Below are 13,043 nucleotides of genomic sequence, written 5' to 3' on the forward strand. Positions count from 1 at the left end.
ATTATTCAAGGAAAGAAACGTGAATTTTAAATTGTCTACGATAGCTAAACTGATGCTCCCTCTGCTTTCTACTGCTGCCATTTTTGGTTGTAATAGTTCATCAGATTCTTCTGGTGATTCTGGTAACGGATATTTTGATACCACAAATCCACCAGCGATTGATATCAACCTACCGGCAACGGATGGCCCAGTTGCAAAACTGCCAGCAGGTGGTGCTGTTGAAGAGCCTATTCAAGCCGCTAATGGCGAGGCTGTACTCTATTTTGTTGAAAAAAGTGATTCTGCGGTGGCTAAAAGTGCCGCTGATTATTTAAATTACAGCCTGCATATTTGGAATAATGACAAATGTGACCGTGCTGATGATGAACTATTAGTAGGGTGGGATGATGAAAGCAATAAACCAGTTGGTGCCGATCAGTATGGTCCGTATTGGAAGTTGCCATTAACGGCAGGTAGTACGAATTGTATTAACTTGATTGTACGAGATAACAATAAGCAAAATTTGCTTGGTGCTGATGGTTCAATCAATTTTGATGATATTACCGACCGAACCGCTTCTATTGTTGCAGGGAGTGGAACCTCAGTTGATAGCCGTGAAAGTGCATTTGTTTCCATTTCTGGTATAGCTAACGCATCTGCGCATTTAGTTGACCAAAATACGCTAGTGTGGGATGGCGCAGAAGGGGCAGATGAAGTTCGTTTATATGTATCTTTGGCGGCAGACATTGAACCTAAAGGGGATGCTTACGCGTATGAAAATGATTACATCGTATTAGACAGTGGCACAATGTCTGCCGATGCTATTGCGAAATTCCCACAATTGGTTGGTAAACCTGCATTCAGTGTCGATAGCACAATTAATATGCGCCCAGTAATGAAAGCCGAAATGGCAGTGATTGCTGTAGATAAAGACGGCAATGTTCTTGGCGGTACCAAAGTACAACCAGCTGGCGCCTATGATGATATGTTTGCACTGTATGCGCGTAATGCTGAATTAGGCGTAGTACTCGCGGGTAGTGAAGCGACATTCCAAGTATGGGCACCGTCGGCACAAAATATTGTTACCGTATTATACGATGCCAACAAGAAAGAGTTAGGTCGCTTACAGATGGACTTTGATGAAGACTCTGGTGTGTGGTTCCTTAAGACAGATAAAGCACCAAGCGGTACCTTCTACCGTTACTTAGTGTCAGTCGTTCACCCTGTAACGGGTGATGTTGAAGAATACGAAGTTACTGACCCATATTCCCTGAGCTTGTCGACGAACTCGGAATATAGCCAAGTGATAGATCTTGATGATCCAGCATTGAAGCCAGATGGTTGGGACTCATTAGAGCGTCCGTTCAAACAAGATAATCCATCAAAGTTTGTTATTTACGAATCGCACGTGCGCGATTTCTCTGCTCAAGATACATCAACACCAGAAGCGGTTCGTGGGAAGTTTGAGGCATTTACTCAAGACGACACTGTGCCTGTTCGTCATCTTAAGTCGTTACAAGAGAACGGTGTTACTCACCTGCAATTATTACCAATCTTTGATATTGCGACCATCAATGAAGATCCAAACCAAGTTGCTAATATTGATGAACCTTTCAGCAAGTTATGTGATGTGAACTCAGATGTGAAAACGTCATCGTTTAAGAATGATTGTTCATCAGGGTTAACTATTGCTGAAGTACTTGAGCGTGAGCAGGGTAACGACACGGCAGATAATCCATCGGTTCAAGAACTTAACCGTTTAGTGTCTGCTACCGATAGCTTTAATTGGGGTTATGACCCATTGCATTACACTGTGCCAGAAGGTTCTTACTCGACGAATCCTGATGGTAAACAACGTATTTTAGAGATGCGTGAAATGGTAAAGTCGATTAAAACAGACATTGGCATGAACGTTGTTATGGATGTGGTATACAACCATACGAACTCGGCAGGTCCAGAATCTGAAACATCAGTGCTAGATAAGATTGTACCTTGGTACTACAACCGCTTGAATCCGGTTACAGGCTCTGTCGAGAACTCGACGTGTTGTTCAAATACCGCGCCGGAACGCGCGATGATGGGTAAGTTGATCAAAGATTCATTGGTTGTTTGGTCTCGTGATTACAAGATTGACTCATTCCGTTTTGACTTGATGGGGCATCACCCATTAGCACAAATCCAAGAGTCATTGGCAGCCGTTAAAAATGTCGATCCTAATACTTACTTTTATGGTGAAGGCTGGAACTTTGGTGAAGTCGCAAACGATAGCCTCTTTGTACAAGCAACACAACCTAACTTAGGTGGTACGGGCATAGGTAGCTTCTCTGACCGTTTACGTGATGCCGTACGTGGCGGTGGTCCATTTGATGGTGGTGATGGGTTACGTAAAAACCAAGGTTTTGGTAACGGTGCGTTTGTTCAACCAAATGACATTACAACAACTGATAAAGAAACAGCATTACACTTAGCTGATCTGACGCGTTTGGGTATGGCTGGAAACCTTGAAACTTTCGTAATGGTTGATTCAACTGGAAGTAAAGTGCGTGGTGACCAAGTTGATTACAATGGTCAACCTGCGGGTTATGCGAAGGATCCATCAGAAGTACAAAACTACGTATCAAAGCATGATAATCAAACTTTATGGGATAACAATCAATACAAGATCCCGTATGACGTAACATCTGCGACGCGTGTAAGAATGCAAACGGTGTCTTTATCAACGGCTATGTTAGGTCAAGGTGTACCTTTCTTGCATATGGGTTCAGAGCTTTTACGTTCTAAGTCCATGCAGCGTGATTCGTACGATTCAGGTGATTGGTACAACAAAGTTGATTTCACGCTAGAGGACAATAACTGGAATAAAGGTCTGCCACGTGCAGATAAAGACAGCAGCAACTACGACATCATCACCAAAGTGATCGAAGGCAGTGGCGAAAAAGCTAAGCCAACATCACAGGATATGAAAGACATGGTGAGCTTTTATCAAGAACTAGCTAATCTTCGTCAATCTTATCCTCTGATCACGTTAGGTACGGGTGAAGATGTTAATGCGCGTGTTGATTTCCATAACACTGGCGCAGCACAAGAGGCGGGTCTGATTGTGATGAGTATCGATAACGGTACCACTTCAGGTGCAGATGTGGATCCAACGTTAGATGCGATGGTCATTGTGATTAACGCTACCCCAACAGAGCAGACGTTTGATATCAAGCAGGCTGGTTTCACGGTTAGTGAGAAGCATACGACAGCATTAGCAACGGATGCATCAGTAGCGGATACCAAGTTAACAATACCAGCATGGACACCAGTTGTCTTTGTACAAAAACGTAGTGGTGAACGCGGTACTGGCTTACCAGTTTCCTCGAAATAATTACGCGACAACGATATAGCGAGTTGCATAATTAAGTGTTGTTATCTTTCTTAGTAACACGGTAGATCTCTACTAAAAACTATCCCTCAGTGAGTATTAATACATTCACTGAGGGATTTTTTTTTTACGCTATAAATGAAGACAAAAAGTAATCAGGCTAGTGTTTATCAGGCCAATACCAAGAGGGAGCATCAAGCAAGCCCTGAACGGGAATAATGGTTTCACCGAGCTGTTTATCTAAATTGATGGCATTACAAGAAGGGTGTTCTTCTAGGGCTGCAATTAGGCGGCTAGCATGTGATACCACCCAGACTTGAGTTTGTGCTGAAGCATGTAAAATCAAACGGGCCAATGCTGGTAATAAATCAGGATGCAAGCTGGTTTCAGGCTCATTCAGAACCATCAAACTGGGTGGGCGTGGTGTTAGCAATGCTGCTACCCAAAGTAAATAACGTAAAGTACCATCAGAGAGTTCTGCGCCGGATAAAGGGCGGAGTAATCCTTCTTGATGAAATTCAATTGAGAACCGGCTGTCTTCGTGACAGACAATGCGAAGGCGAGCGCCTGGAAAAGCATCATCAATTGTTTTATGTAAAGTGACGCCGTCACCAATTTCAATAATGGTTTGTAGCGCAGCGGCTAAATCATGTCCATCGTGATGTAATACGGGAGTGCGAGTTCCTAGTTGTGGCTTGCGGGCTGGTGCGTCTTTATCTGTACGGAAATGGTCATAAAATCGCCAGCTTCGAATGAGCTCGCGCATGTGAAAGACTTCAGGTGCACCATTAGGATCTGATATGTGGTCGAACATACTGTTGAAGTGCTGAATGTGTTGAGCAACTACTTGCCAACTTCGTCCGTTGCGTACTTTTATCATCGAGCCTTTACGGTCAACTAATGAACAGGCTGGACGATAAAACGGACCACTCCATATACATTCGCGTTTTATTTCAGGATCGAGTGAAAAGTATGAGTTGGATGGTTCAGGTAAACCAAGTGCGATCGAATACCCAAAATCTTCGGTGGCAAATCCTAAACGTAAGCGCCGTACTTCAGTACGTACACTTCCTTCTATTGGCACATCGCCACGACGCATTGCTGCGGTAATATTTTCGGGACCAGCCCAAAAGGTGGAATCTAATCCGCCTTCAGAAGCTAATGTATTTATTACGCCACCATTAGCAGTATCTGCTAATAATTTCAGAGCTTTATATAGATTTGATTTTCCACTTCCGTTGGCTCCAGTAATAACATTTAGCGGGCCTAAAGGTAATGTTAATTGTAAAACAGAGCGATAGTTATTGATGGAAAGCGATGTGATCATAAAGCCTGCTGTAATTATCGGAACATGATGACATTGAGGTAACTTGCGTTAAATCATACATGAACCAGTTGCAAAATATTACTTTTGTTCAAGTTAGATTCATACTCAATAGAGTAATCTAACATAATGGTAAGAGGTCTAATGTGATTTGCTAAGTTGCATTTACTGAGGTAAGTTCACAGCAAGTGATGGTTTAGCCTAAATTGAATTATGAAAGAGACACGACTATGAGAAATCTTATTGCTGGTTTTATTGCTATTGTCATTGGTCTATTCACGGTGTCGTTTGCAGCAATAATGGCATTATTTATCGGTGTGGCGGCATTTATCGCCAAGCCATTTATTCAACGAAAAATGGCATATGCTAACTCTGTTGCCGAGCAAGGATCTTTCGATGAATCGCCTTTAAATAAAGCAGCACCGTCGCATAATGTGATTGATGGTGAGTGTGAAGACATAACCGTAAAAAGCAAATTGTAACGTAAGTGATACAAAACGGCAGAACAGACAATACAAACGCCAGCGTAAAGATTAATCTCTTCGCTGGCGTTTTTGTATTTATAGTGCCTTGTCACCGTGTTATTGGTGCGAATGGCAAATTAACAGGTTACGCTGGTGGGGTAGAGCACAAAGCCTTTCTGTTGAAATTAGAAGGCATTATCAATTGTGATGAATGAGCATCTTGAGGTAGCTTGGGTATAAGTAGAAGAAAGCTACTGAGTGCGTTTTTTCTCGCATGCTAAAAAGTCATCTAAATGGGTAGCGTTGGCATTAAATCTATAATGCTGTTTCGATGCTTCTAATTCAAAGTGTCCTTTGTCTTGTGTGATCAGCTTTTTTAAGTCATCAAAGGCTTGGCGATCACTGGTGCTAGCTAACAACATTAGCCGTCCATAAGTAAATTGTTCTTTTTGCTTACGCCAATTAACGCTGAATACTTCTATGGGTTTTCCTGCGCGATTATAATTGATGTTCTCAAACCCTAATGGACGGGTGACGTCTGCTTTTACTGCGACATAACGGTGCTGATAAATATCATCAGTAACAAGAGATACCCTTAATCCTTCTTTAAATTTACCGTCTTGACCTTTCTCTAGGTGAAAGAAATTCAGTTGGCAACCAGTATCCGTTAGCTTGGTTGAGCTGGTGGGTAACACTTCCGCACTCAGTAACCCTGGTGCTATAAAAACAGTAATGCCGATTAAACTTTTAAGCTGAGAGAGTAAACCCATACGTATTATTCCGCCTCTAATGCTGATGATTTAGAAAATGCAGTATTTATGATTTTGACATTTTCACCCTAAGCATAGACATAATTATCATAGATATACTTAACGTATGCTTATTTCACAGTAACAAATAATCCGATATTAGATTCTCAGTGCTCAATCATGAAATAGAATTATTCCGCATTGTAAATTTTAGCTTTTACCATTTTTCGGTATTGGCTTGCGGTAATGCTAAATTGTTGTTGAAAACGCGTAGAGAAGTGATAAGCGTCTTTATATCCCACTTGCTCTGCGACATCTTGTACAGACATACCAAAATCACGTAATAAATGTTGCGCGGCTTCCATTCTGATTTTTTGAAGGTATTGATGTGGGGATTGACCCACTTGGTCCTTAAATTTTCGATTGAAGGTTCTTAAAGGAAGCTTACATTCCTGTGCAACGCGTTGGGCTGTAATTGGTTGTGCCAGATGTCGTTTCATCCAGTCTTGAGCAAGCGCAATTGATTCATCAAATTGCATCTGTCCGCCAATTTGATAGAAGGGTTGTTGACTGGTTTTCGATATTTCATGCCCATAATGCGTTTCGATAGTATCAGCGATTTTTTGACCATAGTTTTCTGCAATCAGATATAGAGTCATCTCTGATTGGGAGTTGATACTGCCGGTACAAAAAAGCCCATTTGCAGCTGTAATCGAAGCTTGGCGGTTAAGTGTTACTTGTGGGTAACGAGACGTAAATTTTTCATAAAAATACCAATGCGTTGTCGCGACTTGGTTATCCAATAGCCCTGTTTCTGCAAGCCAACACACACCTGTGCCAGTCGCTACTAATTGTGCGCCATGCTGATATTGTTTTATTAGCCAAGGAGTTATCGTGGGAGATTGGCTAATGGAAGAAAAAGGATTACCCCACATCGGAGGTAAAACCACGATGTCAAAATTGTCTTCATCTTCAAAGGTAATATCTGGCTGTAATCGAATACCTGCGGCTAGCTTGGGTGGATTCAAAGAGGGCGCAATCAATTTAATCTCAAAAGGGTATTTACGCTGTGTTTTTCTATCTCGTAAGCTGGCTGCACTGCTTAACATTTCAGCGGCTAAAGAAACACCAGTTATTAACGCACGGTTATAGAGAACAAATCCGACCTTCATTTTTCCCTCCAAGTATTTGTTATGCGGTGCTAATTTCACCGTTTTTATACAAAATAGATATCAATATATCAATATGGCGCTAATGGCAGTGATTTTGGCATAAATGCAGGGTGATTAACCAGCCCAAGTTGATATTATCTTGTTTAAAACAATGTTTGATATAGGTTCGAAATGACAAAGTTACCTCTTATCGTCGGCTTAGGCGGTATTAATGCTGCCGGTCGTACTTCTGGTTTTCACAGTTATAAACGTATGGTTTCTGATGTTTTAACCGATGATGAGATGAAAACAACGTGGCAAGATTTAGCCCGTCGTATGGGGTTAATTACTGATGAAGAGCCTATCAATGAAGAAATCATTGAAGCGATTAAAGCAGGTACATTGGTACGCCGTGTTGAAACATTCGATCCAGATAACGTTTTATACCAATATAAAGCGACCCTGAATGCTGAAACGCATACAGAATCGAATGATCAAATTACATTTACGCTGCGCAAATCAAAGCTACCGAATGTGATTCCAGATAACTGGACAGTCGATTTACAAGGTAGTAAAGCCAAGGTAACCGTTAATGGTAGCCTTGATGCGTTATTAGAAGATCGTGTGACATTCCCTGTATCAAGTGGCGGTAATATTCCTACTGGGTTTGATCCTGGTAAAATGTATAACTCTCGTTTTCATCCTCGTGGTCTAAAACTTACTGTTTACGGTGCATCTGATGCCCTAAATTCGTTAGGTATAGACTGGTCTGAAGTGCTAACACACATAAAACCTGATGAAGTATCTGTATATGCAGGTTCTGGTTTAGCACAAATCGATGACCAATCAATTGCGGGTATGTTAGCAGCGCCATTAACGGGTGGTCGTGTTAGTACTAAAATGATGGCGCTATCGTTTGCAGAAATGCCTGCCGACTTCATTAATGGCTATGTGATTAACAGCATTGGTACAACGGGTACGAATATGGGGGCGTGTGCCACTTTCCTCTATAATCTACGCCAAGGCATGCATGATATTCAGCAAGGTAAATCGAAGATTGCTATTGTCGGTAATGCAGAAGCGCCAGTCTTGACTGAAATAATGGAAGGCTTCCGCGTAATGGGCGCGTTGGCTGAAGATGAACAGCTTAAAGCTCTCGATAACAGTGATGTGGTTGATAATCGTCGTGCGTGTCGTCCATTCTCATCTAACGCTGGTTTTACGATGGCAGAATCGGCACAGTTTGCAGTATTGATGGATGACGAATTAGCGCTGAAATTAGGCGTTAATATCTATGGTTCAGTGGCTGATGTATTCATTAATGCTGATGCAAATAAGAAATCTATTTCTGCACCGGGTGTAGGTAACTATGTCACCGTTGCTAAAGCGACAGCATTGGCAAAAGCGATTTTAGGCGAAGACGGTGTTAAGAAAACATTTGTTCAAGCACATGGTACAGGTACACCTCAAAACCGTGTAACTGAAAGTCATATTTTGAACGAAGTTGCTAAAACATTCGATATTGATAATTGGGCTGTTACAGCAATTAAATCGTATGTTGGGCACTCAATGAGTGTTGCTGCTGGTGATCAGTTAATGGCGTCACTCGGCGTGTGGCAATACGGTTGGGTTCCGGGTATTACAACTATTGATCATATTGCTGATGATGTGCACCAATCCAATTTGAATATATTGACTGAGCATGCTTTTGCAGGTCAACGCGGTGAAGATTATAAAGCCGTTGTTTTGAATGCAAAAGGTTTTGGTGGTAATAATGCAACAGGGCTTGTTCTATCACCCAACCAAACTTTATCGATGCTGCATTCGAAATATGGTGCAGATGTTATCACCGCTTATCATGAGAAGAACGTAGCGATTCAAGCGAATAGTCTAGAGAACGATCAACAAACATGTTTGGGTAATGAAAAAATCCGTTATAAGTTTGGTGAGAATGTGATGGATGAAACGTCGGTTTCGATGACGCAAAATGAAATACGTTTATCTGAATTTGAGCAGGCGATACCGTTAGCAATGACGAACCCGTATTCAGATTACAGCTAAAGCCAACGTTATATAAACTTAATCAACAGCGGTTAGGTACGTAAAAAGATAAAAACGCGAGTCTTGTTAATAACTCATTCTTTCTTGAATGGGTATAACAGCCTCGCGTTTTTTAAGAGACGGCTTTATGGGAGTGACTTCGTCCCAACCAATGATGTAGCACCTCTAACATTTTTATTTTGTTAATAGGCTTAGTGAGAAAATCATCCATCCCAACAGATAGGCATTGAACTTGGTCTTGTTGGCTAACATTGGCTGTCATCGCAATGATCGGTATGTCACTTTTATTGTTATGAAGGTCACGTATACAAGTACAAGCTTCAAAACCATTCATTTCAGGCATTTGCAAATCCATTAAAATGAGATCGTAGCTTGTGTTCTCCAATGCAGCTACTGCTTCTTTCCCATTATTCGCTGTAGCAACATTGAAGCCGTTTTTAGCCAATATTGCTTTAGCTATCATTTGGTTAGATGGACTATCTTCGACGAGCAAAATAGTCGCTGCTTGGTGTTTGGTATTGTTCAACGTGTGCTTATCGCTTGTTTCAAGCGGCGCGGATGTAGGTTCAAGCTGAAGTGTAAAGCTAAATGTTGAACCTTGGTGTAGTTCGCTGGTAATTTTAAGCTCTCCTCCAATTAAATGGATTAAAGCCTGGCTAATGGCTAGCCCCATTCCAGCTCCGCCATAACGTCGGGAAAATGAAGCATCACTCTGAACAAAAGGAGATAATATGGATTGAACTTTATTGCTGTCGATACCAATGCCGGTATCAATAACGGAAAAGGTAACTGACTGTTTTTCCTTGTAAATACTTGATTTCAGATTAATGGAAATAGATCCACTATCTGTGAATTTAATCGCATTTCCGAGTAAGTTCGTGAGTATTTGAGATGACTTCCCTTCATCACCTAGTACATAATCATCAGCTAGTAGGGCCGAGTTTAGTTGTAATGTAATGCCCTTTTGTTGTGCTTGATCGGTAAAGATTGCAACAATTGACTGCGCCATTTGAAATGGCGAAAAGCGGGTGTTGTTTAAGATTGCTTTTCCTGAATCTAATTTTGAATAATCCAAAATATCATTTAACTGGCTTAATAATATTTTGGCTGCATTATGCGCACTAACTGTAAATTTTTGACCATACAGGGTAAGGGGCTCTTCTTCTAAAATTTCCAGTGCACCTAAAATGACACTCAGAGGAGTGCGAATTTCGTGGCTCATTGTGGCAATGAATTCAACTTTAGATTTATTAGCTGCTTCTGCTTCTAGTTTTGCTTTCTGAAGCTGCTTTTCACGTTCTATTTGTTGCTTTAATACATCTTCAAGAGTGTCTACAGATGCGTTTAAGCGATCAAGCTCTGATTGCTCAGTGAGCGGTTCCTTTGGTGTTTTTTGAAGACATTTTAGTGATAATAATTTGTTATTAATTTTTGTAAGTGGCGATAGCAGTAAATACTGGCAAATGAAATAACTCAGTACACCAAGAAGTAATAGTGAAATTGCAGAGAAAAACCGCATTTGTTCAACATGATGATCAATATCATTAATGAAATTATTTTTACTTATTGCAATCGACATTGAACCAAATATTTCGCCTTCTACAGAAATCGTTTTATATATCTGTGAACTTTCTGTGCTGCTGTCTAAGGGCTTTACTCCCCAAGTAGCCAGTGTTTTATCTTGGTCATTGTGAATGGCAACGTAGCTTAAGTCAGGTATATCTGAAGTAACGTATTCGAGAATGGTTTCAAGATGAGGAATGTCTTCTGTTAAGACATCTTCAATGGTTGCAGCAGTTAAAACCGTAAAATATTGCTGCAGTTGACGTTCAACTTTCTCTTCAAGGTAGTTTTTTTCATAAACACGAACAATTTCACCAGAAATAAGGCAAAGGATAAGGGTAATAAATGAAATTATTACCGCATATTTTAGCCATAAAGGCAGTTTACGAAAATGAGAAATCATAAGCGTGCCTATTAATTAAAGAATTGAGTATTAGCCATAGCCATACGAATTTTTTTATAATCGCTATCTGTAGCTAAGAGAAATCCATCTTTTTTGATTGCTTTTAACGCATTAGGATCGGTAATGCTTAATAACGTCTCTTGCAGGGACGTCGTGATCTTTTCATTGAGAGTTGCACTGGCAATCCAGGGTTTTGTTACATTTTCAAAGTAAGCAATTGCTTTTAATGGCGCGCCTTTTTTAACCAATTTCTTGAATGTATTTTCTTTTAAGGCGCCTGCATCAAACTGTTCTGTTGCGACGGCTGTTCCAACTTTATCATGACGACCAAGGTAGCTGTAATGCTCTAATTGCTTTGAGGTAATAGAATGTTGAGCGAGGTAAGCTTGAGAGAGATAGCGACCAATGGTTGAGTTTTCATCACCAAACGCGAAGCTTTTACCTTTTAAGTCATTAACCGATTCAATTGTACTATTGCTGTGTACGCAAATTACGCCATTAAATGTTTTACTACCATTATTACTTTCCATCGCTAACAATGTAATTTGCGGGTTTGCCTCTTTTGCTAAAATGTATGATGCGGGGCCAAAGCGAGCAAAATCAATTTTTCCATCGATAAGGTGATTTAACCCTTCTTGGTAATTTTTTGAAATTTGCATCCTAATTTGCACCGGTTCTCCTAATTTGCTTGTCATTTTCGTTTCAATGACATTAAGCATTGGGCGAAACTGCTTAACCATTGCCGTGGCTTTATCTGAAGTATAGATACCAAACACCAGTTCAACATCGGCTAAAGCAGGTTGTTGTGCACATAATATAAGTAAGAACCCTAAGCAATATTTTTTCATGATGCTTCTCCATTACATTGAAAGTATAGAAGAAGCAATAACTAGACCAATATGTATGATATGTTGGACTTTAAGCGTTAAACCGTCGGTTCTTTAATCTAGCTAGTTGTCTTTTGAACGTGCTGACGTAATCGAATGTGTTTTTTAGAGTGACGACTAGTATCGTTAACTGTTTTGTTCATAAGTATTGTGATGCTTGTTAATACCTAACTGACTTTGGATGATCGAGAATTTATGCCGAATATTTTGCTGCTTGCAAACTTAAATTGTGACCGTGTTTTACAGCTCGATAAACCGTTAGTAATGGGTGGACGACACCATTATCAAGACAGTGGAAGACGTTTAGGTGGCGGTGGTGCAAATACTGGATTAGGTTTAGTCTGGGCAGGGCATCACGTTGCGCTGGTAAGCCAAGTAGGTCGAGATGAAACAGCAGATTGGTTATTAGCGGAAGCGAGCTTACAAGGTTTAGATTGTCACTTGTTACAGCGTAACGATGTAGCAACACCTGAATTGTTGCTGATTATGACGCCTGATGGTGAAAGAACCATTATTCGGCCACAGAGACCGATCTTTGAATTAGGTAAACCGCCAAATTTTGCAAAATGGGATGCGCTGTACATCAATTCATCAGCCGTGGGCGCTGAATGTTGGGCAGAGGCGGCATTAAACGAAACATTGGTCATTGCACAATTAGCGAAAGATGAACGCGTTAGACCGTGTCATATCTTGATTTCGTCTAAGTCTGATATGGCAGGCAGAACATTATTATCTGCTTGGGAGTATGGACAAAAGATTGCGGGAAACCAGTTACGTTATTTTATTATTACTGATGGCGATAATGGTGCAACGGCTTATACTGCACACGAGCAATTTTATATACCTGCGGTGCAAGCTGATGTCGTCGATACAACAGGAGCGGGGGATGCCTTTGCCTCGGGCGTCATAAACGGGTTGCTGCATAATGCTTTTATCACTGAAGCGATGAAGCAGGGAGCACAGTGGGCATCTTTTGCTGTATCTACGCAGAGTTCTATACCGGGGGAAGCCTTAAAGGCTTACTTGGAATAAGTTTTAAAACTAAATAAACAAAAAAGCGCTGATAACTTTTTCGATGATGAGAAAGTTATAACA

The 13,043-nt window shown here is 40.8% G+C and carries 9 protein-coding genes and 1 pseudogene; 5 read left to right on the top strand and 5 right to left on the bottom strand.

The window, feature by feature from the left end:
• The first annotated feature begins 19 nt into the window (after window positions 1–19).
• Window positions 20–3,349 (top strand): pullulanase-type alpha-1,6-glucosidase, encoded by a 3,330-nt coding sequence (gene pulA / locus C9J12_RS15235; protein ID WP_107243492.1) that lies wholly within the window; start codon window positions 20–22, stop codon window positions 3,347–3,349.
• A 157-nt stretch (window positions 3,350–3,506) separates the two neighbouring features.
• Here pulA and C9J12_RS15240 read toward each other — a convergent pair whose 3' ends face one another.
• A complete protein-coding gene (locus C9J12_RS15240; protein ID WP_107243493.1) occupies window positions 3,507–4,673 on the bottom strand; it encodes an AAA family ATPase in 1,167 nt (388 codons plus the stop codon).
• 227 nt (window positions 4,674–4,900) lie between these two features.
• Here C9J12_RS15240 and C9J12_RS15245 point away from each other — a divergent pair, with 227 nt between their 5' ends.
• Both C9J12_RS15245 and C9J12_RS15250 read left to right on the top strand, forming a co-directional pair.
• The gene (locus C9J12_RS15245) at window positions 4,901–5,152 is read left to right on the top strand and encodes a hypothetical protein (protein ID WP_107243494.1); all 252 of its coding nucleotides are present in this window, start codon (window positions 4,901–4,903) and stop codon (window positions 5,150–5,152) included.
• An 80-nt stretch (window positions 5,153–5,232) separates the two neighbouring features.
• A pseudogene (locus C9J12_RS15250) lies at window positions 5,233–5,349 on the top strand (methylated-DNA--[protein]-cysteine S-methyltransferase); the annotation flags it as partial.
• A gap of 36 nt (window positions 5,350–5,385) precedes the next feature.
• Here the strand turns inward: C9J12_RS15250 and C9J12_RS15255 are convergent.
• Both C9J12_RS15255 and C9J12_RS15260 read right to left on the bottom strand, forming a co-directional pair.
• Window positions 5,386–5,904, bottom strand: coding sequence for a hypothetical protein (locus C9J12_RS15255; RefSeq protein WP_107243495.1), 519 nt, complete (start codon window positions 5,902–5,904; stop codon window positions 5,386–5,388).
• 170 nt (window positions 5,905–6,074) lie between these two features.
• Complete coding sequence (locus C9J12_RS15260; protein WP_107243496.1) at window positions 6,075–7,055, bottom strand: GlxA family transcriptional regulator; 981 nt, start codon at window positions 7,053–7,055, stop codon at window positions 6,075–6,077.
• 171 nt (window positions 7,056–7,226) lie between these two features.
• Here C9J12_RS15260 and C9J12_RS15265 point away from each other — a divergent pair, with 171 nt between their 5' ends.
• Entirely contained in the window at window positions 7,227–9,095 is a 1,869-nt protein-coding gene (locus C9J12_RS15265) for a beta-ketoacyl synthase (protein ID WP_107243497.1), read from the top strand.
• Between the two features lie 112 nt (window positions 9,096–9,207).
• Here C9J12_RS15265 and C9J12_RS15270 read toward each other — a convergent pair whose 3' ends face one another.
• Together C9J12_RS15270 and C9J12_RS15275 are read right to left on the bottom strand one after the other, a co-directional pair.
• Window positions 9,208–11,061, bottom strand: coding sequence for a response regulator (locus C9J12_RS15270; protein WP_107243498.1), 1,854 nt, complete (start codon window positions 11,059–11,061; stop codon window positions 9,208–9,210).
• Window positions 11,062–11,072: 11 nt separating this feature from the next.
• A complete protein-coding gene (locus tag C9J12_RS15275) occupies window positions 11,073–11,909 on the bottom strand; it encodes a PhnD/SsuA/transferrin family substrate-binding protein (RefSeq protein ID WP_107243499.1) in 837 nt (278 codons plus the stop codon).
• Window positions 11,910–12,143: 234 nt separating this feature from the next.
• On the opposite strand from C9J12_RS15275, the gene C9J12_RS15280 reads away from it, so the two are divergent.
• Entirely contained in the window at window positions 12,144–12,980 is an 837-nt protein-coding gene (locus tag C9J12_RS15280) for a carbohydrate kinase family protein (protein WP_107243500.1), read from the top strand.
• The last annotated feature ends 63 nt before the right edge of the window (window positions 12,981–13,043 follow it).

Origin of the sequence: Photobacterium frigidiphilum (genome assembly GCF_003025615.1) — a bacterium.
GTDB lineage: Bacteria > Pseudomonadota > Gammaproteobacteria > Enterobacterales > Vibrionaceae > Photobacterium > Photobacterium frigidiphilum.

Coding starts and splice junctions, on each gene's coding strand:
- C9J12_RS15265 (WP_107243497.1), top strand. CDS start 7,227: ATGACAAAGTTACCTCTTATCGTCGGCTTAGGCGGTATTAATGCTGCC.
- C9J12_RS15260 (WP_107243496.1), bottom strand. CDS start 7,055: ATGAAGGTCGGATTTGTTCTCTATAACCGTGCGTTAATAACTGGTGTT.
- C9J12_RS15270 (WP_107243498.1), bottom strand. CDS start 11,061: ATGATTTCTCATTTTCGTAAACTGCCTTTATGGCTAAAATATGCGGTA.
- C9J12_RS15280 (WP_107243500.1), top strand. CDS start 12,144: ATGCCGAATATTTTGCTGCTTGCAAACTTAAATTGTGACCGTGTTTTA.
- C9J12_RS15275 (WP_107243499.1), bottom strand. CDS start 11,909: ATGAAAAAATATTGCTTAGGGTTCTTACTTATATTATGTGCACAACAA.
- C9J12_RS15240 (WP_107243493.1), bottom strand. CDS start 4,673: ATGATCACATCGCTTTCCATCAATAACTATCGCTCTGTTTTACAATTA.
- C9J12_RS15245 (WP_107243494.1), top strand. CDS start 4,901: ATGAGAAATCTTATTGCTGGTTTTATTGCTATTGTCATTGGTCTATTC.
- C9J12_RS15255 (WP_107243495.1), bottom strand. CDS start 5,904: ATGGGTTTACTCTCTCAGCTTAAAAGTTTAATCGGCATTACTGTTTTT.